The sequence below is a fragment of the Enterobacter cloacae complex sp. 277I4 genome, assembly GCF_050031465.1.
Lineage (GTDB): Bacteria > Pseudomonadota > Gammaproteobacteria > Enterobacterales > Enterobacteriaceae > Enterobacter > Enterobacter cloacae.
Genome location: NZ_JBLGWC010000002.1, coordinates 245074 through 267638, shown reverse-complemented (window position 1 = coordinate 267638; position 22565 = coordinate 245074). Strand labels below are relative to the sequence as shown.

Sequence of the window (22565 nt, the reverse complement as noted above, 5' to 3'; positions counted from 1 at the left end):
CTTTCAACGACCTTCAAACGGTAACCTTATTCTTACCCATATACCAGGTTAATTTAAATAAATTGATTCTCACTGATATGAATGTATGCGGTTGCTGTTGTTCTAGCATACATATTTTCCTTTATCGCGACAATAGCGTTACTCAGGGTTAAAGTGTTATATCGATGTTCGGATCGAAAAAGTGATTTATACCATTTGAAATCATCAGGCATCTATCATTGATCACATAAAAACACACATAAGTCTGTCTCAGGAGGATTTATTTCATATTCAAAAAACATCTGACTAACCCATCCGCGATGATAAGTTTTATGATTAATGATATGCAGGAACATGTCACCTCGGGTCATCTCACCAGATTGACCGGAGACGAAGTTAAATTTCAGACATTCGCTAAAAGTTTCAATGGTCTGTTCACCTGCCCAATCGATATACCATTGATTAACCCGAGATTGCGCATCAATTAAATCATTAAATACTGGATGTAGAACATCTCGTCGTGTTGAAAAATTATGTTTTTCCCCAAGCAAATGTGCTCTCCAAATAAGGTCAACAACATAGTTATGGTTTAACGTGCCAACCATAGACTTGAAGAGAGTATTGCTTTTCTGATAAATAGCACCTTCGGGAAGTGATTTCATAGCAGTAAATAAAACTTGGTCTGCCCAGTTGCTGTATTTTGCTAAATTTATTGCTGTTTCGACTTTCATCATGATTTTATTCCTCGATTAAACTACTTACATTAAGATGGCTAATCATTAATCAAATTAAATTTATAACACGACTAAAACTATAAACAAACTTTTAGTTTAGGTGCCGCATTCTGCATTGCATTCGCTAATTCTTCTTCGACCACTGGGTGGTTGAAAGGTATTTCTAACATTCTGGAAATAGTGAGTTCTTGCTGATAGGTCCATGCCAGCAAATGAGCGATATTTTCTGCTCTTGGTCCGGACCACTCAGCTCCAAGAAATAGACCAGTTTTAATATCAGCATAAATATGCATCCTTCCACGGTTTTTTAGCATAACTCAGCTGCGTCCTTGATCTGTGAAATCCATTGCTTCCGTGACAATATTTCTTGGTTCCTGATCCACATAACGCTGCCCTACCATGGCGATCTGAGGGTCAGCGGATACGATGCTAATTGGTGCCCGCCTTGGTAAAACTTCGATATCTGGGTAGTGTGCTGCGTTCCGGCCAGCCATTTTCCCTTCATCAGCAGCCTCATGAAGCAACAGGAGAATATTGTTGGCATCTCCTGCGATAAACACAGGCGCGGTACCACATTGTAAGGTCTTAGCATCGAAAACTAGAATACCCAGCTTATTAAGCTGTAAGGTGGTGTTTTCGAGATTCAGTGAGTCCACATTGGATTTTCTCCCTGTACATGCGAGTACATAGTTGAATCGTCCTGTCACGACAGAACCATCGAGTTCGGTGAAAACAATTACGGCCTCGTTGTCATCAAGCTTCATCTCATGAATGGTTGCATCTGGATGAAGGTAGAACTCCTCGCCAAGGTCAAACTTAACTTGTTCGACAACCATCGGATCAGTTAACAGACCGACAGCTTCCTGTACATCAAATACACGAACCTGTACTCCTAAACGAGCAAATGCCTGTCCTACTTCAAGCCCAATCACTCCAGGACCAAATACGGCAATACGATGCGGCAAGTCTTCCCAGTTGAATACGTCGTCATTTACAACCAGACGATCTCCGAAAACAAGTAATGCCGGTGGAATGTAAGGGCCTGACCCCGTTGCGATGACGACGGAATGGGCTTGGACGGTAGCATAATCACCAATAGCCAGCACTGTATCATCGATAAAACACGCATATCCGGTATATCTGTCTTGTGCAGGAATACTTGCAGCTCGGCCTAGTACTCGGCCGACAAAACGATCACGTTCAGACCAAACCCGCGCCATGACCTCCCGTCCATTAATACGAATTTCACCCTCGATATGAATACCGAATGGTGTGGTATAACAAACTTCGTATGCCGCTTCTGGGGCGGCAATCAATAGCTTGGAAGGCATGTATCCAACACGTGCACAGGTAGTGCCCCCAACTCCGCCCTCAATAATTACGACGCGCTTTCTGGCCTCACGTGCTGCTCTTTAGGATGCAAGCCCGACAGTCCCTGCGCCAATGACTGCAACATCAGTTTCAACCTTCTCCAGTTGCCCATGTTCTTTGATATCAGCAGTCTTGATATTGTTGTTTATATAGCGATGATTACTCATCATCATTTTTCAAACAATTGATTTTTAATGTAAACATGTATGCTATTGATCGGCAAGATATGCTCTCCAGCCTCCGTAGTGAGTAATGTCGGTTGCATGTTCAATAGCGTAAGGTTCGCATACAAAACCTTTGGCCTGGCTGCCGTCTTCCAGTGTCAGAGTGCCTATTCCCAGGGGGGGAGGTATCTCGGCAACAAAATAGCCAAATGCAGTTGCTGACAGTTCCCAGATCTCGACTTCGATATACCCTGCAGCATTCCTGTCGCGGAGCAAACCGGGTTTTGGAGGATTGGAATCATTAATGGCATACAGCGCATAACCGGCGGATGTTTTCGTTGTCGCATGCAGGGTTCCACCGCGGCCGGTCAGCTGGTGATTCAGTGGCTGACCAGACAAATGAGCTCCCACAACAGCGATACGGATAGCGCTTTCCTGTAATGCCTCCCACGGAGATTCCTCCCGGTCCCTGGCCATAAATGCTTTACCCAGGCTCGCGATCGTACCATCTTCGAATGCCTGGCCGATGAAAGTAATACCGAACGGTAGCCCATCTGGACGAAAGCCAGCCGGAACGGCTATTGCTGAGAGATCCATTAAATTCACGAAATTCGTGTAGAAGCCCAGATTGCTGTTCAAGCACACGGGATCGGTTAACATATCTTCAACGGTATAAATCGTCGGAGCTGTGGGTAGCAACATCACATCGATCTGCTGCCAAAGAGCCTGTGTGCGCCGGTTCAGCTCGCTGAGACGGTAGCTGCCCCGGAATGCGTCAGCCGCGCTCATGTCCTGGGCCGACAGGATTATGTCCCGCACTACCGGGTGGATCGCACCAGGGTGTTCGTCAGTAAAACTTTGGATGGCCGCAAGCCGCTCGGCCACCCAAGGGCCGCTATAGAGCAGTTCAGCCGTTTCCTGGAATGGAGTATAGTCGAAACGTACACATTGCCCCCCCATCTTTTCCAGCTTACGAATAGCCTCCTCGAAGAGCCCCTCAGCTTGCATGTCATCAAAAAACTTGAGTTGTGATGCGGACGGCACTCCAAAGGTAAAGCGTGCTGGCCACTTCCTTTCGGTCCAGGTGGATGACTGAACCTGCCGTGAGAATGAGTCAGCCGCATCGTAGGCGGAAGCGATACGTGCAACAGTCAGCGCATCATCTACACTGTGCGCAAATATGGATATGCAATCCAGACTTCTCGCAGCAGGGACGAGTCCTCTGGTTGATATGGTACCTTTTGTCGGTTTGATACCTACCAAATTATTGAAGGCAGCCGGTACCCGGCCAGATCCTGCCGTGTCAGTGCCAAGTGAAAATGGTACAAAACCACTGCCCACTGCTACCGCGGACCCGCTACTGGAGCCACCCGATATGTAGCGCTCATCAAACACACAAGTTGGGATCCCATAAGGCGACCGAGTCCCATTAAGCCCAGTAGCAAACTGATCCAGATTAGTCTTTCCTATAGGAATAGCACCAGCAGCAATCAACTGTTCTACGACAAAGGCATGGCTCTGAGGCATATAGGAGAACTCAGGGCAACCCGCCGTTGTAGGCAGCCCAAAAACGTCAATGTTATCCTTCACTCCGAATGGGATGCCAAACAACGGAAGCTCCTCACCTCTGGCTTTTCGGGCCATAGCTTGTTCTAGCATGTCGAGGGCCACATTTAGTGGAAGCAGACTAATCCATACAGGATGTGTTCCAGCGATATCAATGCGGTGGTAAATTTCGCGCAGAACATCTTTTGGATCAGAACAATATGCATATGCATGTTTGAATGATGCCAGATTAAGTGGAGCCTGCTGTTCGAGTACGGTAGATGTCATTAAAGAATGTGTAATTGTCAAATTCATATTGCAGTTATATCCAACGTTATAGTCTAGAAAAGGTGATTGTTGGTATTTAGCTCGTTTCTTTTCACACTGCTTTGGTGTGTACCACATGGCTTGTTAACATCTCGGTTAACTGCTGACGCACGTCGTTAAACTCCGGCGCAGTAATGCAACGAGGTCTGTCGAGTGGCACACAAAAATCTGTTTCTACCCGTCCAGGACCGGCCGTCATTACCACCACGCGATCAGCCAGCAAGACAGCCTCCTCTACAGCATGAGTAACAAATACCACGGTAAGTCGGGTCCGTTCCCAAATTTCAAGTAGTTCCTGCTGCAGGGCGTCCCGGGTTAACGCATCAAGGGCACCAAAGGGTTCGTCCATAAGCAAGACCTCGCAATCATTGGCTAATGCCCGTGCAATGGAAACTCGTTGTTTCATGCCGCCGGAGAGTTGGCCTGGAAAGTGATCTGCAAATTTTGTGAGACCGACCATATTCAAATAACGATCGGTAATCTCACGTAGCATGGCTTTGGATAGTCCACGCTGCTTAGGGCCGAAAGCAATGTTTTGCCGCACTGTCAACCAGGGGAATAATCCATAATCCTGGAAAACCATACCCCGCTCTGATGCAGGTTCGGTAATCGGGGTGCGATACATACGCGCCATACCTGAGGATACGGATTCGAATCCCCCCATAATGCGTAACAGTGTGGACTTGCCGCAACCCGAGGCGCCAATCAAACAGATGAACTCTCCCTTCCAAATCTGCAGATTCACGTCTTTCAGAGCATGAATAGGACGACCATTCAGGCTGAAGACTTTGCTTACACCTGCGATATCGAGGATGGGCATCCCTTTTTGAGAAGGGGTGGCAAAGGCTGTGATAGTGTCAGGCATTGTGTTGTGGACTCCATTTGAGTAAACGATTATTGAGTGTTACCAAAAGGCGATCGGTGATAAAACCTGTGAGACCGATGACTACCATACCCGCGATAACCACATCGGTGCGTGAAAGCATCCGGCCATCCATAATGGCCGCACCCAGTCCTTCAGGTACTCCGGTCATTTCTCCAACAACAATCAAGAACCAGGCGATAGCATGCCCCATGCGTAATCCATTGAAAATTGATGGCATTGCTGCAGGCAATACAACCTGACGGAACATAGATGGTCCTTTACATCCCAACATTGCTGCCGCTTCGAACAGGCGTGGCTCTACGGACTTCACTCCGAAAGCTGTGTTAATAGCAATGGGGAAAAATGCCCCCAGGCAAACAAGAAAAATGGCTGCATTCGGCCCCACACCAAAAAAGATCATGGACAACGGTAACCAGGCCGTCACCGGAACCGGACGCAACAATTGCAAAGTAGGATCAACAAGCCGGCGAACCAGCGCATTCTTTCCGATAAGAAGACCAGTTGGAATGGCCAACAACACCGCCAAAGCAAAAGCGCCATATACACGCGACATAGATTTAATCCAGTGAATATAAAGAGTGCCACTGAATGCATCGTCGTATACACCACCTACAGCAAAATCCTTGAGCATTAGAGCCACATTTGCGGGGGATGGAACGAGCATGGTGCCACTTAGTCGCACGGCAAAATCCCATAAAAACAGTAGAATCAACGGCAGGAGCACCGGTGCCACCCAGCGCACAAGCCATTCTTTAACCCGACTGGGCGGTGAAGGCATCAGATCCTGATCCTGCTCTAATTTCGTCATCTCCTCAGCTTTGTGTGTCAAAGCTGCCTGATAATGAGGAGGAGTTGCTGCTGAACTGGTCTCATAGGCTGTGTCATCGCCAGATGAACCGGGAATTTTCAGTATTGGTGTGGCCATAACAACTCCTGCAATGAATGGAATTTTTGATGTGGCAATATCATCAATGTGGCCCCAGGTTTGTGACTAAGAAACTATCATTTTCGGGCAGGCGGCGTATCTGCTTACGTTCAAGCATCAGGGAGCCGTAGTTTTTACAATGCTGTAGCCATTCATCATCGGCTCTCCAGACAAATTTGACATTGTCTGCTGCAAGGCTGGCCACATCCTCTGGTAGGCCCAGTTTTGTATTAGCCATCTCCAGCAACTCTTTACGATTAGCCATTGCATATTCAGATGCCTTGCGATGTATTTCCAAAAATACTTTGACGAATTCAGGGTTGTTTTTAAGGGTGTCAGCATGTGTGGTCATGACCATATTCACGGAGCCCACAGAAGTGCTGTAGGGGTATTCCAGTACTTTGCCTATACCACGTGATACGCTAATGGAGGGACCGGGTTCGGCTCCTACGTAGGCATCAATATCACCACGTTCAAGAGCACCGGCCATTTCGCTGAATGACACACGGATCGGTTTCACATCTTTAATGGTCATGCCCTCAGATTTCAGGCGTTCGAGAAACACCGTTTCCTGAGTTGAACCGGTAAGGATACCTATACGTTTGTTTTTGAGATCTTTGAAACTACTGATCCCGGACTTATTGCTGACCACCAGACCCATGCCACCATTACTCATCGGAGAAATAACAACCACAGGCTCACCAGCAGCGCCCCCCAGAACGGCAGCAGCCAGACCATAGCCACCAAAATCAACTGAATGTGTCACTACGGCGTTTTTACCATCTGTAGGGGTTTCAAATGGCACAACCTCGACCTTATATCCTTTGGGGGTGAATTTATCGTAGAAATATGGAGTTATGCCGTGAATAAGTTTGAGGGTCCCTACTCTGATGATAGTGTCTGCGGCCTGAACAGGCATCACCGTACAAAATAATGAAGCAGTTAAAGAGAAAATCATGAGTCTGCGTAAAAACATATTAAGGTTCCCAATTCGACATAAATGATGGATACCATCTTGTGCACAAGAATCAAAACAAGCAAAGCAATTAATATGCCAATATGGAGATAACATGAATTTTAATTAATTAGTTCTTGTTTTCCTTAGTAACAATCCTACTCTGCGAAACACCTCTTTTCTGCCAGCGCGGAACTTATTTATTATCCTTATATGAAATGCACCAATTTAGGGAAATGGAAGGTCAGGATTGGTGCAGTAGAATTTACTGCGATTGCACTCACCGTTTCGCAAAACTGCAATAAACAAAGAGTCCGGGATACTCAAGGTAAAAAATTTGATACAGTGATGGTTAGACACTACTCGTTCTGATAATGTTGACATATGCGTATGATTCATAAGTACAACCTTGCTTCTACAGAGTCGCCATCCAATCGGACACGAGCGGATGACGTTTACGAAAAGATTAAAAACGAAATCTCCGAGTTCAGACTAATCCCTGGCGATCATTTTACTGAAAGTGAAATCAGCAAGCGTTTTAACGTCAGTCGAACACCTGTGCGACAAGCATTGTTTCGTTTGCAATCTGAAGGTTATGTTCAGGTGCAATTTCGGGCTGGCTGGCGAGTACAGCCATTCGATTTTGATATCTTCGAACAACTCTACGATCTACGTATGGTCCTTGAGGTGGCAGCAGTACGCCGGTTGTGTGATCAGGATCGGCGAGTGGATCTGGCACGCCTATCCTCACTTCAGCAAATATGGCTCGTGCCAGCCTCGGAACGATGTACGGACGGGTTACAGGTTGCCAGCTGGGATGAACAGTTTCATACCACACTTGTCGAAGCTTCAGGCAATAATGAAATGGCTCGTATGCATAAAGATGTAACAGCACGTATCAGGATCATCCGAAGACTCGACTTCACCAAAACAGATCGTATCACCACGACATACACCGAACATTCTGAAATTTTACGTGAAATTCTACGAGGCAAAAGCGAAGAGGCTATTTTGCTACTATGTGCTCATATTGAAGCCAGTCAAAAAGAAGTGCAAAAAATTACTTTGCATCAGATTCAATTAGCTCGCAAACAAGGGCTGGGTTTGGTCGAAACTTGATGCTCCACTCATAAAATAAATGCCCAAGTTATACAAAAATTAACATCCTCTTCCTCTAAGGGATGAGGACTGCTACAATCAGGTTATAATGTACTTTCACAAAAATAACCGTTGCAATATTTTCATTACACGGAAAAGAATATTTTTCCAATTCCAATCATTCTATTCATATTATTTATAAATCCGTTCTCTTTTTCTGGTGCTTTAACTGCTCCTCATTGTTATATTTCTGTATTTAGCCGATTATCTTTACAGTTATTTTTATCCGTTCAGAACACTGAATGAAGCACGGGAAATTACAGAGCGCTGGCTGGCTGAATATAACTGTGAGAGGCCCCATGAATCCCTGAATAACCTGACACCGGAAGAGTACCGGCTGATGGCTGAAAACCCGGAAATCTCAAAAAGTGCGTGGAACTAAAACGGGTGTACTTACACCAGCATACGCGATACGCGAGCTGGTACAGGATGGTTCCGCTCCAGCCAGATGGCCTGAAAATAATGCTGGTCGACGTTTTCCCAGCAGGGCGGATTTGATATGCCGAACGGGGATTTCACCCGCAAAAGCGCATCCCTGAATAGGCCATAAATTTCTGCGTCAGGCAGCAGATATAAATCCCACTCCGCTGTCAGTTGTTGTATTTTCTGCGGATTTACAGTATAGGAATTCAGCTGGCCAGTCAGAGAAACCGGCTGACCCAGCTGAATAGCCTGATAACGGGCTGCTACAAAATTATGAACAGTATCGACATTGTTCCAGTAAAGCCGTTCCGGTGCCCAGGAAAACTGGCTGAACACCATCTTCGACAGCCGTGCTGTGTAGTGACTGAGATTTCGCGCCAGCTGTTCGGAACTGACCGGTATTGTCATTTCAGAACATCGTTGTAATGCAAAATCATCCAGGTGAGATATTTTCAGATCATCATCTCCCGACGAGCTCAGCCCCCCGATACTGGAGATATCGCACCGATAATTTTCTGTAATCTCGCAGATTACCAGGTCGGCCAGCTGCGGGATATGGCGTTGCAGGTATTCATAATTACCATCATGGCCGGGTCGCAGGGAGCGAATAGTGTTTTTATCACGGCCGAACCATCTGTGCCAGCTGACAATTGAACGCAACCAGATAGTGTCCAGCCGCTGTGGTTTTTTTATTTCCAGAGCACCATTGTCGATCCGACGACGTAAGGTCGCTGGATATCCAACAGAATTCAGCACCCCATCCTGAATTGCCTGTAGCGGCTGACGCCACAGAAGGGGTCTACTATTGTCTGTCATATTGATAATCCTATGGGTTTTTAAGGGCAGCACCTGCTGCTGCCTATAACAACCAGACTACCGTAGAAAAATTGAGGCCGAAGAGGCTAAGGGGCCCAAAAGTGACTTTTAGATAAATTTATTATTTGGCATGATAATAATCAATTAAGTCATTGATATTTAACATAAAACGCATTAAGCGCAGTCATGATGTAATGGCTCAATAGTAATGTCCGATAATGGCTAAGTTAAGATGTCCGGCGTGTATAATCAAGTAAGGATTACCATGACGGCTCTCGCAGCGGAGTTTTTCACTTTGGATGAAGTTAACAGACTCAAGATCATTCAGGACGTCATCGACCGGCGTCTGACAACACAGATGGCAGCTCAGCAGCTTGGTATCTCCGACCGTCAGTGCCGCCGTCTGCTTGCGCGTTATCGTGAAGATGGTCCGCTTGGCATGACCAGCCGCCGTCGTGGTAAATCCAGCAACAATCAGCTGCCTCTGGGACTGGCCGCATACGCGCTGAATATTATTCGCGAGCGCTACAACGATTTCGGTCCGACACTGGCCTGTGAAAAGCTGTCTGAGGTTCACGGTGTTCATCTTTCTAAAGAAACCGTCCGTAAACTGATGACTCAGGCCAGTCTTTGGGTCCCACGTAAGCAACGTGCGCCAAAAATTCAGCAGCCGCGTTTCCGCCGTGCCTGTGCCGGTGAACTCATACAAATCGACGGCTGCGACCACCACTGGTTTGAAAACCGGGGACCTAAGTGTACGGCGCTGGTTTACGTTGATGACGCAACCAGTCGTTTAATGCAGCTTCTTTTCGTGAAATCTGAGTCTACTTTCACCTATTTTGAAGCGACCCGGGGCTATATTGAAAAACATGGCAAGCCGCTGGCACTGTACAGCGACAAAGCCAGTGTATTCAGGATCAACAATAAAAACGCAACCGGCGGCGACGGCGATACCCAGTTTGGCCGTGCGATGCATGAACTGAACATTCAGACCATTTGTGCAGAAACCAGTGCTGCCAAAGGCCGCGTTGAACGGGCGCACCTAACGCTTCAGGACCGCCTGGTCAAGGAGCTCAGGCTCCAGGGTATCAGTTCCATGGAAGCTGCGAACGCATTTGCCGAAGAGTTCATGAACGATTACAACCGTCGTTTCGCAAAAGCGCCTCGCCAGGCGTTTGATGTTCATCGGGAACTGGATGTCGATGATGATCTTGATATGGTATTTAACTGGCGTGAAGCTCGTAAAGTGTCGAAATCACTCACAGTGCAGTACGACAAAGTCCTTTATCTGATTGAAGACAGCGAATTCAGTCGTCGGGCGATTGGTAAATACATCGATGTCTGGCATTACCCGGATGGACATAAAGAGCTCCGGCTTAATGGCGTGTCACTTCCCTACTCCACCTATGACAAGCTTTCTGAAATCGATCAGGGGGCCATTGTGGACAACAAACGTCTGGGGCGGGCCCTGGAAATGGCGCAGCTGGTCCAGGCCGAGCGGGATAATAACCGGTCGCAGTCCGTTCCATCCGGCGACGGTCCTTCACGCAGGCGTAAAGCCCCCACAACGAAGAAATCTCAGCGCTCCCTTGATCAGGACGATATGTTCAATGCCCTGGTGAAACTTCAGTCACGCTCTGAAGAGATATTTGGAAAGAAACCGATTTAAAGCCCGGTAATCCATCCGGGCATGCCTGGCTGTCAGATTTTGGCCTGATTGACCCGTGCCGCGAGCTCCTGATGACTCTCTTTCCTTTCGCTGTAGCGGTCGGACAGGTAGGCTGTGTGCCCTTTCAGGAGTAACGTCATTTTGAACAACTCTTCGGTAACGTCGACAATCCTGTCATACCAGGGTGAGGGTTTCATGCGCCCTTCATCATCAAATTCCTGCCATGCCTTTGGCACTGACGACTGATTGGGGATGGTGAACATCCGCATCCAGCGGCCAAGTATCCGCATCTGATTGACCGTGTTAAACGACTGTGAACCACCACAAACCTGCATGACGGCCAGCGTTTTACCCTGGGAAGGACGAACAGCACCTTCACTCAGGGGTATCCAGTCAATCTGGGCCTTCATCACCGAGCTCATGGCGCCATGTCTTTCCGGAGAACTCCAGACCATTCCGTCACACCACCTGACCAGCTCGCGGAGTTCAAGCACTTTGGGGTGACTTTCGGGCGCATCATCGGGTAACGGCAGACCGGATGGGTTAAATATTTTCACCTCAGCCCCCATCTTTGCCAGCAACCGCCCGGCCTCTTCCGCTGCAAAACGACTGTAGGACCGCTCTCGTACTGAACCGTACAGGATGAGAATTCGCGGCATGGTTTCGTTGTTGCCCGTAAGTTTGCTGGCAAGCGCATCATCAAAATAAGCCGGTTCGATTGCTGGTAAGTCGGTCATAAAAAATCTCCATTTCATAAGCTATGCTTTAAAAGTTATCACATATGAAATACCATATGTATTGTTATTTTTTTACGAGGTTAAGCATGCTACAGCCTGTTCAGCTTTTTAAACTGCTCGCCGACGAGACCCGTTCAACTATCGTGATGCTTCTCAGGGAGTCCGGTGAAATGTGCGTCTGTGACATCTGTGCGGCAACCGCAGAGTCTCAGCCAAAAATTTCTCGCCATATGGCCCTTTTACGTGAAGCCGAGCTGGTCATCGACCGTCGCGAAGGAAAATGGGTGCATTACCGACTGTCGCCACACATGCCAGCATGGGCTGCGGGTATTATTGATACAGCCTGGAACTGTGAACGAGAAAACATACGCAACAAGCTCAGTAGCGTGGCATCTGTCTCCTGCTGATGGCGATATATATATCCGAATAAACAAATGTGAATGGAGTTTCTGATGTTACTGGCTGGTGCTATCTTTTTATTCACGCTCGTCCTGGTTATCTGGCAACCCAGAGGGCTGGGGATTGGCTGGAGTGCCTCACTGGGCGCAATTCTGGCATTGCTGACTGGCGTCGTTCATCTGGGGGATATTCCGGTGGTCTGGCAGATAGTGTGGAATGCGACCGCCACCTTTATCGCCGTGATCATCATCAGTCTTCTGCTCGACGAATCCGGCTTCTTTGAATGGGCCGCGCTGCACGTTGCCCGTTGGGGGAATGGCCGGGGGCGGCTGCTCTTCACCTGGATCGTCCTGCTTGGTGCGATGGTTGCGGCACTGTTTGCCAACGACGGTGCGGCACTGATCCTGACACCTATCGTTATCGCGATGCTGCTGGCGCTGGGATTCAGCCGGGGGGCAACCTTAGCGTTTATCATGGCCGCAGGGTTTATCGCTGACACGGCAAGCCTGCCACTGATTGTCTCAAACCTGGTGAATATCGTCTCGGCGGATTTCTTTAAGCTTGGTTTCTCAGAATATGCCGCCGTGATGGTCCCGGTTAACCTGGCCGCGATTGCGGCTACGCTGGTGATGCTGCATCTGTTTTTCCGTAAGGACATTCCCGCCGTTTACGACGTTTCTCTGTTGAAAGAACCGAAAGACGCTATACGTGATATGAATACCTTTAAAACCGGCTGGCTGGTTCTGGTGTTGCTTCTGGTGGGATTCTTCGGACTGGAGCCGCTGGGCGTACCGGTCAGTTTGGTCGCAGCCGCTGGTGCATTGCTTCTGTTTGCTGTTGCGAAAAAAGGGCATGCCATTAACACCGGTAAGGTGCTGCGTGGTGCGCCCTGGCAAATCGTTATCTTCTCGCTGGGGATGTACCTGGTGGTCTACGGCTTACGAAATGCCGGTCTGACCCACTATCTCTCTTCCTTGCTGAATCAGCTGGCAGAGCAGGGATTGTGGGCGGCAACGCTGGGTACGGGCTTCCTGACGGCCTTCCTGTCATCAGTGATGAACAATATGCCGACCGTGCTGGTCGGGGCGCTGTCGATTGATGGCAGCACAGCGACCGGTGTTATCAAAGAAGCGATGATTTACGCCAACGTCATCGGCAGCGACCTGGGGCCAAAAATTACCCCTATCGGCAGTCTGGCAACGTTACTGTGGCTGCACGTTCTGTCGCAGAAAAATATCAAAATTACCTGGGGATATTACTTCCGGGTGGGCATTGTCATGACAATCCCCGTGCTGTTTGTCACGCTTGCAGCACTGGCGCTTCGTCTGTCTTTCACTTTGTAATGAGATACTGATATGAGCAACATTACCATTTATCACAACCCGGCCTGCGGCACGTCACGCAATACCCTTGAAATGATCCGCAACAGCGGTACAGAGCCGACCGTTATTCATTATCTTGAAACCCCACCATCACGAGCTGAGCTGGTAAAACTCATTGCGGATATGGGGATCACGGTACGAGCGCTGCTGCGTAAGAATGTCGAACCTTTTGAAGCGTTAGGGCTGGCGGAAGACCGCTTTACTGACGAGCAGTTAATCGATTTTATGTTGCAGCACCCTGTTCTGATCAATCGCCCTATCGTGGTAACGCCGCTGGGTACCCGGCTATGTCGCCCTTCTGAAGTCGTGCTGGATATTCTTCCCGATGCGCAGAAAAGCGCGTTCACGAAAGAGGACGGTGAGAAGGTAGTTGATGAAAAAGGTAACCGGCTGAACTAAACGTGTTCTTGTGACGAAGGGCGAGAGAACTCGCCCTTTTTTATTTAAGATAATCAGTGCTAACGGAGGATAAGAAGCGGTTGTTGCGTCTTTTGCAGCATTTCGGAGGTATGACTACCGATAAAGAACTGCCGCAACCTGGAATGACCGTAGGCCCCCATCACTATCAGATCGACAGCATTTTCCTCGGCGTAACGAATAAGCGCGTCCCCGACTGATTGCCCGGTAAGATGTGTTGTGCTGTTTTCTATATCCGCGTCACGTAAAATTTGCTGTGCGGTCAGCAGCTCTTCCTTCTTACCGTTTACCATGACAAGGTGGCACTCCAGCCCCCTGAGTAAGGGACTCATCGTCAGACGTTCCAGGTTACTCCTGCTTTCTTCACTGCCATCATAAGCCAGCATGACTCTGGAAGGCACTGAGTAGTTCTCCGGAACAACCAGTAGGGGTTTCTTTTGCAGACGAATAACGCTTTCCAGATGAGAGCCTACCGGATGCTGGCTACCCCGACGCCCCAGCACCATGAGACGAAGGTCGCTCAGCTCTGCCAGAACTTCATCCGGTGTACCGTGTTTTTGCATCAAAAGCACATCCGGGCTTCCCTGTTTTTGAAGCAGTTCAGCACAACTTTCCAGTATTGCTTTCCCCTGGGCCATCAGCAGGCGATTACGTTGCCCTTCAATTTCTACCAGCTCATCGGTCAGCAATTGCTGACTGTCTATGCCGAGAGTGCCGGTCAGGTCTGACACTACCGGGGTGCTGTCTTTTTCGATAACGTGCAACAGTGCTAGCTGTGATTGCAAAGTGCGGGCTGCCCACGCCGCATATTCACACACTGACCGCGTTGAAAGTGAACCGTCCACACAGGCTGTAACAGTATTATTCATAGTTTTCCCTCCAGTCTGTTAATGACCGCCCATCAGTTTTTCGACTTCTTCAGGTTTATCGTGAACACCAAACCGGTCAACGATGGTGCGGGTGGCTTCATTCATCCCACGTACTTCAACCCCGGCGCCCTCTCTGCGGAACTTAATGACCACCTTATCCAGGGCGCTGACGGACGTGATGTCCCAGAAATGGGCATGTGAAACGTCTATCACCACATTCTCAATCGCTTCACGGAAATCAAAGTGGCTCGTAAAGCGGTCTGCTGATGCAAAGAATACCTGGCCGGTGACGGTATACGTCCGGCTCGTCCCCTCCAGAACTGAGGTTACACGCATGAACCGGGATACTTTAGTGGCAAAATTGAGCGAAGCAATCAGTACACCGGTCAGCACACCGAAGGCCAGATTATGTGTTGCCACCACAACCGCGACGGTGGCAAGCATGACCACGCTGGTTGAAAGGGGGTGTGTCCGCAGGTTGGCAATGGAGCGCCAGGAGAATGTCCCGATGGAAACCATAATCATCACCGCGACCAGCGCTGCCATCGGAATTTGGGAGACCCAGTTGCGCAGGAACACAATCAGGCAAAGCAGCACCACGCCCGCCGTGAGGGTTGAAAGTCGTCCGCGTCCACCGGATTTTACGTTGATAACAGATTGCCCAATCATCGCGCAGCCTGCCATTCCTCCGATAAAGGATGTGCAGATGTTCGCGATGCCCTGAGCTTTGCACTCCCTGTTTTTGTCGCTTGGCGTGTCGGTCATGTCATCCACGATAGTGGCGGTCATCATCGACTCAAGCAGGCCAACCACCGCAAGCCCCGCAGAATATGGCAGGATGATGAGCAGCGTCTGAAGATTTAAAGGCACGTCCGGGAGCAGGAAGACCGGCAGACTGTCGGGAAGTTTCCCCATATCCCCGACGGTTCGCACATCCAGATGCAGCCACATGGCAATCCCAGTCAGCACCACGATGCACACAAGCGGTGAAGGAATGGTTTTGTTGATATAAGGGAAGAGATAGATGATCCCCAGCCCTGCCGCAGTCATGGCATAAACATGCCATGTCACATTGGTCAGCTCAGGCAACTGGGCCATAAAAATCAGTATTGCCAGTGCATTAACAAACCCCGTGACCACTGAGCGTGAAACAAAACGCATCAGCCCGCCAAGCTTCAGATATCCGGCTATCAGCTGGAATACCCCGGTCAGTATGGAGGCAGCCAGTAAATACTGTAAGCCATGATCTTTCACCAGCGTCACCATCAGGAGAGCCATTGCACCGGTGGAGGACGAAATCATCGCCGGACGTCCGCCAAAGAAGGCCATAACGAGAGGAATACAGAACGCCGAGTAGAGGCCCACCTGGGGATCAACACCGGCGATAATGGAAAAGGCGATCGCTTCTGGAATGAGTGCGAGCGCGACAACAATACCGGCCAGAACGTCACCACGGACGTTACCCAGCCAGTCCTTACGCGTCGAGGACAGCAACATAGTAATTTCTCAGTTTTTAGATACAGTCAGCCCTGGAGGGCTACATTTTTACGTACGGTAAAGCACATCCGCAGACGGGATGTTATTGAGTGCGTGCTGAGGCTTGCTCAGTACGACAGAGGAAGGAAAAACTCAGGGTGGCGTAATACGCATAGCGGTTGTCAGATTCTCCATAGCGGATGTGTATATATTGTCGGCTCTGTTGTCAGGAAGAACTTACAGAACACGTCGCGTTTGAACATGAAACACTTCAAAGCAGCCCAATACTACAAATAAAGCGAATACGGGGTCAACCCAACAAGGTACTCAAACGAAGAGGTTAAGATGCGATTTTTATCCAGGAATTCAATATTATCAAAGGACATTTGAACTTTGCCCCACCCCGGACATCTCTACTTAGCTTTGACAAACATGTGTAACAGCAAAGTTGTAATGTCCGCCTTGGGCTAAGTTAAGATGTCCGGCGTGTATAATCAAGTAAGGATTACCATGACGGCTCTCGCAGCGGAGTTTTTCACTTTGGATGAAGTTAACCGACTCAAGATTATTCAGGAAGTCATCGACCGGCGTCTGACAACACAGGTGGCAGCTCAGCGGCTTGGGATATCCGACCGTCAGTGCCGCCGTCTTCTTGCTCGTTATCGTGAAGATGGTCCACTTGGAATGACCAGCCGTCGCCGTGGTAAAGCAAGCAACCATCAGTTGCCTCAGGGACTGGCTGCTTACGCGCTCAATATTATTCGAGAACGCTATAACGATTTCGGCCCGACGCTGGCCTGTGAAAAGCTGTCTGAGATTCATGGCGTACATCTTTCCAAAGAAACTGTGCGTAAGCTGATGACTCAGGCCAGTCTGTGGGTCCCACGTAAGCAACGTGCGCCAAAAATTCAGCAGCCTCGTTACCGTCGTGCCTGTGCCGGTGAACTCATACAAATCGACGGCTGTGATCATCACTGGTTTGAAAACCGGGGACCTAAGTGTACGGCACTGGTTTACGTAGACGATGCAACCAGTCGCTTAATGCAGCTTCGTTTCGTGAAATCTGAGTCTACTTTCACCTACTTTGAAGCGACACGTGGTTATATCGAAAAACATGGTAAACCGCTGGCACTGTACAGCGACAAAGCCAGTGTATTCAGGATCAACAATAAAAATGCAACCGGCGGCGACGGCGATACCCAGTTTGGCCGTGCGATGCACGAACTGAACATTCAGACCATCTGTGCAGAAACCAGCGCAGCAAAAGGTCGTGTTGAGCGGGCGCATCAGACCCTTCAGGACAGACTGGTCAAGGAACTCAGGCTTCAGGACATCAGCACCATGGAAGCTGCAAACGCATTTGCCGAAGAGTTCATGAACGATTACAACCGACGTTTCTCAAAAGCGCCTCGCCAGGAGTTCGATGTTCACCGGGAACTGGATGTCGATGATGATCTTGATATGGTGTTTACTTGGCGTGAAGCCCGCCGCGTGTCGAAATCACTCACGGTGCAGTACGACAAAGTGCTTTATCTCATTGAAGACAGCGAATTCAGTCGTCGGGCAATTGGTAAATATATTGATGTTTGGCATTACCCTGACGGACATAAAGAGCTCCGGCTTAATGGCATATCACTTCCCTACTCTACCTATGACAAACTATCTGAAATCGATCAGGGTGCCATTGTGGACAATAAACGTCTTGGCCGTGCGCTGGAAATGGCGCAACTGGTGCAGGCCGAACGGGATAATAACCGGTCACAATCAGTGCCATCCGGTGACGGCCCTTCACGCAGGCGCAAAGCCCCCACGACGAAAAAATCCCAGCGTTCTTTGGATCAGGACGATATGTTCAATGCGCTTGTAAAACTTCAGTCACGATCTGAAGAAATATTTGGTAAGAAACAGATATGAAAACCCGGAGGATAACTCCGGGTATATTAACTATCGGGGTAAAATTTTCAAGTTCTCTTCAAAATAATCATCATAAATAGCCTCATTATTCTTCCGCATGAATCTGTGGAGACAATTGGGCACAGGATTCGAGGTCGATCGATGGGCATAAACCTCATCCTGAATCGATCTTAAATCATGAGATAAGATGTCATCGTTTATAATGCCACTTATCTTTATATTCTGTATTTTTTTCTCAATAAAATCTTTAACACGCATAATTCGATTAATAGATTTGTTGTTTTCAACGTATAACATTATCACATGTCTAAAAAACGGGAGCATGAAAACAATATAAAACAAAAAATCTTCCAGCGAGGATTTAGACCATAAACCATATGCAAGAAGTACCAAAAAGGAAAGTAACATAGTGATAAAATATATTTTACTCATTACATCGCGCTGTGCCTTATCCCAGCCAAAATTTTTCGCATGACATAATAATGCCAATATGTTTTCATTAGCATGATAATCTTTATTTAGATACCAGTTAATAAACTCATCATTTTTGTTTCTTTTTTTGTAATACCTTGAAGCCTTAAAGACATTTTCTCTGCCAACCGGCTTCCCTACTTTTAATTCACTCCATGGAATGTGTAAGACATCACAGTCAAACATTTCCTGAATTGTGGCTGCACATTTTTTCATTGAGGAAATCATTGTGGAAAAAATAATTGTGATGACCAACACGATTATACCGTAATAACCGAGATAAGGAGCTATAGTCAAAAGAGGGAATAGCCCCATTTTCTATATCACTGTAGTAAATATTACAATAGCGACAGATATTACGACACTAAGAAAAAACACTACCCAGTTAACAAATTTAACCTGTGAGTAAGTCCGCCTCATTGCCATTAGTAACTCAATGTTTTTACTATCATTTTGGCGCAAAAATATTTGACTCATTTTTCATCCGTATGATGGGAAGTTGACACCAAAAACATCCTGCCATTTGTTAATGGACGCTCTGTGGTTATTTTGACTTTCGTAATTACGGGCTTCCGTTGCTTTTCCTTGGTCAAGATAACAGCGGATAGATATCTTTAATTTATCATCATAACTAAGGTTGTTTATGTTTCCTTGTATGCCTTTGTGATCGTATACCGGACTAAATATAGCAGAGGCTAAGTAACCTAAAACATTGACAATCTCTAAATCGACCCATTGATAACATTCTGATCGACCGTTGAAGTAGTTAAGTAGCATTGTCTCTAACAAGTAACTACTCATTGAAGGCATGGTGGGACGTTTTTGCCAATATTTTATTACACGAATGACATTTAACATGTTTCCTGAGAGTTTAACATTAAGATCAGTAACTTTTTGCTTGTCAATTCGTGGATCTGTCTTCTTCCAATGACCATTCCCATCTGGTATTAAATAATATGTCTTGCCAAATGAATCTGGAGTAGTAATGAATGCAGGAACTATATCAAAATTCCAGTCATAGGATTTTAGCTTCAGAGTAGCTGCTTCCTGATTTCTTTTTACATCAGCCTTATCATACTGCGGAATTTGATTTAGGCTTGAGATAAAACTGTTTATTATTTTTCTAGAGTTAATAAAATTTGTGCCATCATGCTTATAGTATTTTAAACGAACGGTTCCTTCACGCGCAGTGATTATTATTTTTCCATCACTCTCGCTGTATACACAATCATCACCATCGAGACCAAACATAAGATCTATATCATCTAAAGGGCGAATTTTTGTGCGTCTAGCAAAGGAACCAAAACCTGTATGTATATCAGGGTATATTATGGGGAAATAAACATCATTATTTGGAAAAGTGTTCATTCTGCCCAATAACCAATCTCTACTGGCTCTGGCTCGATCAGTCTGAGAGCTATCTAGATTTACAATATTGCGCTGAAACTCGTTAAACGCAGCAGTCACCGTAAGAGCCATAGCATCCCTCTTCTAACAGCTAAAAGCTAATTTTACCATTAGGTTATAGGCTGTCTCCACATGAATTTACTTCTGCAATCTACTGAGTATTGGAGGACATTTGAACTTTGCCCTGCCCCGGACATCTTAACTTAGCCTTGACAAACATGTGTTAGGACCATTTAGTAATGTCACTTTTTATCCAGATAGAAACGTCACCTTAGAGTAAGCTAAACTGAATGCAATTCTAAGGGACTCAACGGATGTTGGTCACCATGTCAGATAAAGAGATCCACCGTTTGCCGGTAATACAGGCAGTTTGCGAAAAGCGTCTACGGCGTCGCGATGCAGCTTCACAGCTTGGCATCTCGGAACGTCAGGCGCAACGGCTTATCAATCGTTACCGGGTTTCTGGTGCTGAAGGACTTGTCAGCCGTAAACGCGGCCAGCCAAGCAACCGCCGGTTGACCGAATCGCTTAAACTACGCGTCCTCAAACTGATACGTGAAAACTACAGTGACTTTGGACCCACGCTGGCCGCTGAAAAACTCAGGGAACGCCATGATATCCGGCTTTCAATCGAGACCGTCCGCAACTGGATGACGTCTGACGGACTCTGGGTCCCGCATGCTCGTCGCAAGTCACGGGTTTATCAGCCCCGACATCGTCGTGATTGTCTCGGAGAGCTTGTCCAGATAGACGGCTCCCATCATGACTGGTTTGAAGGTCGTGCGCCGAAATGCTGCCTGCTTGTATTTATAGATGACGCTACTGGCCGCCTGATGCATTTGCGGTTCAGCGAGTCAGAAACAGCCTTTGATTACATGCTGGCAACCTGGGAATACATTGAGCAGCATGGGAAGCCGGTATCGCTGTACAGTGACAAACACGCAATATTTCGTGTCAGCGGTCCGGAGAACCGCAATACCACCGTTACCCAGTTCGGACGTGTGCTTTATGACATGGCAATTGAGCTCATTTGTGCCAACAGCTCGGAAGCTAAAGGCCGCGTGGAACGTGCTAATCAGACACTTCAGGATCGACTGATCAAGGAAATGCGCCTTGAAGGCATTACCGGCATTGAAGCCGCAAATGCCTGGCTTTCGAATTTCATCGAAGACTTCAACCGTCGTTTTTCGCGTCCGCCAAAGTTCCCCAAAGATTTGCATCGTCCGGTACAGGAAAGCCCCGATGAGTTAAGAGACATCTTTGCCTGGCATGATGTCCGTACCGTGTCGAAATCACTGACATTCCAGTACGATAAGATCCTTTATCTCATGGACCCAACAGAAGAAAATAGCCGTCTTGCCGGTGAAAAAATTAAAGTACTGGATTATCCCGATGGCACCCTCGCCTTCCACTATGGACACCGGATCCTCAAGTGCCAGGCATTTGATAAGCTGGCCTGTGTCGACCAGGGGCAGATTGTCGATAACAAACGTCTCGGGACTGTACTCAGACTGGCTCAGGTAAAACAGGATGAGCGGGAAAGCGAAGGCAAACGGGAACGAAGCAAAAAATCGCCCAGCCGTAAGGCTCAGGTGCGCGTCCAGGAACAGCTCCGGGCTATCAATCCCGTTCTGGCAGACCCGAGCTTGTTTGTGGCAAGTTCAAAGCGGTAGAATCGACCATCAGTGCTACAAAGTACCGGAACAGTGAGCACCCAAAAGGATACTTGAGATGATTAAATTCCCGACTAAAAAGCGCATTGATTTGTATAAAAATGCTGTCAGTTCTGAGCAATTACAGCTGGATCTGGCTGCGGCTCAGGAGTTTATGTTCGATGCCTGGGAAACTGATGACCTGGACGTTGTGCTGAAACTCATCAGAAAAGCTATCAAGAAATCCCCGCTCTGTGCTGACGCATACTCATTCTACTGCGAGATATCTCAAGAACCTCCTGAGTCAAAAATCGTTAATCTGGAGACGGCTTTGTACGCAGCCAGCATTGCTCTGGGCGAGGATTTTCAGGAATTCGCAGGCCGTTTCTGGAGATGTGTCGAAACACGCCCATATATGAGAGCAAAAGCTGCTTTGGCTGATGCCTTGTGGGTGTCAGGTAACTTCCACCCGGCCATGGCTCACTGTCGCGAAATGCTTAAGCTCAACCCAAACGATAACCAGGGGATTCGTCATTTATTAGCGAACTATTACCTTGAGCTTGAAATGGTGGATGATCTGGCCTTCCTTTTAGACGATTATCCTAGGGATATGCGACCGTTCTTTCAGTATACACGCGCCCTACTCGCCTACCGACAGTCATCCCAAGATGCTGATGATATCGCTAAAGCTGCAATTGATTCTAATAGACACATCCCGGGGTTGTTATCGAAGTGCAGATTGCAGCCCAAATCTAACAGTGGATTTATCACGTTAGGTGGAATGGATGAAGCCATTTATTACGTGAATAATAATATAAAGCCTTGGATTCGCACTCCTGGTGCAATTGAGTGGATAGTTGGATATTAACAACTGGAGCGAAAGAGGGCG

The 22565-nt window shown here is 47.6% G+C and carries 18 protein-coding genes and 3 pseudogenes; 9 read left to right on the top strand and 12 right to left on the bottom strand.

All coding sequences use genetic code 11. The annotated features are described in order from the left end of the window. Positions 1-215: 215 nt before the first annotated feature. The 6 genes and pseudogenes from ACQG19_RS26435 to ACQG19_RS26410 form a co-directional block, all read right to left on the bottom strand. Positions 216-713, bottom strand: coding sequence for a DinB family protein (locus ACQG19_RS26435; protein ID WP_044257530.1), 498 nt, complete (start codon positions 711-713; stop codon positions 216-218). Positions 714-790: 77 nt separating this feature from the next. Further along, positions 791-2188, bottom strand: a pseudogene (locus ACQG19_RS26430) (dihydrolipoyl dehydrogenase). A 105-nt stretch (positions 2189-2293) separates the two neighbouring features. After that, positions 2294-4198, bottom strand: coding sequence for an allophanate hydrolase (atzF, locus tag ACQG19_RS26425; protein WP_197069157.1), 1905 nt, complete (start codon positions 4196-4198; stop codon positions 2294-2296). Beyond that, positions 4173-4985 (bottom strand): ABC transporter ATP-binding protein, encoded by an 813-nt coding sequence (locus ACQG19_RS26420; RefSeq protein WP_032489966.1) that lies wholly within the window; start codon positions 4983-4985, stop codon positions 4173-4175. The genes atzF and ACQG19_RS26420 overlap by 26 nt, the downstream gene beginning before the upstream one ends. After that, a complete protein-coding gene (locus ACQG19_RS26415) occupies positions 4978-5931 on the bottom strand; it encodes an ABC transporter permease (protein ID WP_197069158.1) in 954 nt (317 codons plus the stop codon). Before ACQG19_RS26415 ends, ACQG19_RS26420 begins: the two co-directional genes overlap by 8 nt. Positions 5932-5974: 43 nt before the next feature. After that, positions 5975-6907 (bottom strand): ABC transporter substrate-binding protein, encoded by a 933-nt coding sequence (locus ACQG19_RS26410; protein ID WP_044257535.1) that lies wholly within the window; start codon positions 6905-6907, stop codon positions 5975-5977. Positions 6908-7270: 363 nt separating this feature from the next. Between ACQG19_RS26410 and ACQG19_RS26405 the strand changes: the two genes are divergently transcribed. Next, positions 7271-8005, top strand: a complete 735-nt coding sequence (locus tag ACQG19_RS26405; protein ID WP_044257537.1) for a GntR family transcriptional regulator — start codon at positions 7271-7273, stop codon at positions 8003-8005. Positions 8006-8264: 259 nt separating this feature from the next. Continuing rightward, a pseudogene (locus ACQG19_RS26400) lies at positions 8265-8426 on the top strand (integrase core domain-containing protein); the annotation flags it as partial. An 11-nt stretch (positions 8427-8437) separates the two neighbouring features. On the opposite strand, the gene ACQG19_RS26395 reads toward ACQG19_RS26400, so the two are convergent. Then, the gene (locus ACQG19_RS26395; RefSeq protein WP_044257539.1) at positions 8438-9283 is read right to left on the bottom strand and encodes a DUF6685 family protein; all 846 of its coding nucleotides are present in this window, start codon (positions 9281-9283) and stop codon (positions 8438-8440) included. A 265-nt stretch (positions 9284-9548) separates the two neighbouring features. Between ACQG19_RS26395 and ACQG19_RS26390 the strand changes: the two genes are divergently transcribed. Next, positions 9549-10952, top strand: coding sequence for an ISNCY family transposase (locus ACQG19_RS26390; RefSeq protein WP_058687697.1), 1404 nt, complete (start codon positions 9549-9551; stop codon positions 10950-10952). A 32-nt stretch (positions 10953-10984) separates the two neighbouring features. On the opposite strand, the gene arsH is transcribed toward ACQG19_RS26390, so the two are convergent. Then, positions 10985-11689 carry an arsenical resistance protein ArsH gene (gene arsH / locus ACQG19_RS26385; RefSeq protein WP_000130816.1) on the bottom strand — a complete coding sequence of 235 codons (705 nt, stop codon included), beginning with the start codon at positions 11687-11689 and terminating at the stop codon, positions 10985-10987. 86 nt (positions 11690-11775) lie between these two features. On the opposite strand from arsH, the gene ACQG19_RS26380 reads away from it, so the two are divergent. Genes ACQG19_RS26380 through arsC form a run of 3 tightly spaced genes read left to right on the top strand, consistent with a single transcriptional unit; the run spans position 11776 to position 13869 of the window. Continuing rightward, the gene (locus ACQG19_RS26380; RefSeq protein ID WP_000941305.1) at positions 11776-12096 is read left to right on the top strand and encodes a transcriptional regulator; all 321 of its coding nucleotides are present in this window, start codon (positions 11776-11778) and stop codon (positions 12094-12096) included. 45 nt (positions 12097-12141) lie between these two features. After that, on the top strand, positions 12142-13431 hold the full coding sequence (locus ACQG19_RS26375; protein ID WP_054628791.1) for an arsenic transporter: 1290 nt from the start codon (positions 12142-12144) through the stop codon (positions 13429-13431). Positions 13432-13443: 12 nt separating this feature from the next. Further along, entirely contained in the window at positions 13444-13869 is a 426-nt protein-coding gene (gene arsC, locus ACQG19_RS26370) for a glutaredoxin-dependent arsenate reductase (protein WP_000065802.1), read from the top strand. 59 nt (positions 13870-13928) lie between these two features. Here arsC and ACQG19_RS26365 read toward each other — a convergent pair whose 3' ends face one another. Together ACQG19_RS26365 and ACQG19_RS26360 are read right to left on the bottom strand one after the other, a co-directional pair. Beyond that, on the bottom strand, positions 13929-14756 hold the full coding sequence (locus ACQG19_RS26365) for a universal stress protein (protein ID WP_001066652.1): 828 nt from the start codon (positions 14754-14756) through the stop codon (positions 13929-13931). 18 nt (positions 14757-14774) lie between these two features. Then, positions 14775-16253 carry a SulP family inorganic anion transporter gene (locus ACQG19_RS26360; protein ID WP_054628790.1) on the bottom strand — a complete coding sequence of 493 codons (1479 nt, stop codon included), beginning with the start codon at positions 16251-16253 and terminating at the stop codon, positions 14775-14777. Positions 16254-16742: 489 nt separating this feature from the next. Between ACQG19_RS26360 and ACQG19_RS26355 the strand changes: the two genes are divergently transcribed. Further along, on the top strand, positions 16743-18146 hold the full coding sequence (locus tag ACQG19_RS26355; RefSeq protein ID WP_008786701.1) for an ISNCY family transposase: 1404 nt from the start codon (positions 16743-16745) through the stop codon (positions 18144-18146). Positions 18147-18176: 30 nt separating this feature from the next. Here the strand turns inward: ACQG19_RS26355 and ACQG19_RS26350 are convergent. Together ACQG19_RS26350 and ACQG19_RS26345 are read right to left on the bottom strand one after the other, a co-directional pair. Then, positions 18177-19094, bottom strand: a pseudogene (locus ACQG19_RS26350) (S-4TM family putative pore-forming effector). A 3-nt stretch (positions 19095-19097) separates the two neighbouring features. After that, positions 19098-20096 carry a hypothetical protein gene (locus ACQG19_RS26345; protein ID WP_008786703.1) on the bottom strand — a complete coding sequence of 333 codons (999 nt, stop codon included), beginning with the start codon at positions 20094-20096 and terminating at the stop codon, positions 19098-19100. A 254-nt stretch (positions 20097-20350) separates the two neighbouring features. On the opposite strand from ACQG19_RS26345, the gene ACQG19_RS26340 reads away from it, so the two are divergent. Continuing rightward, a complete protein-coding gene (locus tag ACQG19_RS26340) occupies positions 20351-21697 on the top strand; it encodes an ISNCY family transposase (RefSeq protein ID WP_080398136.1) in 1347 nt (448 codons plus the stop codon). Between the two features lie 58 nt (positions 21698-21755). Beyond that, positions 21756-22544, top strand: coding sequence for a tetratricopeptide repeat protein (locus ACQG19_RS26335; RefSeq protein ID WP_008786705.1), 789 nt, complete (start codon positions 21756-21758; stop codon positions 22542-22544). Positions 22545-22565 lie beyond the last annotated feature (21 nt).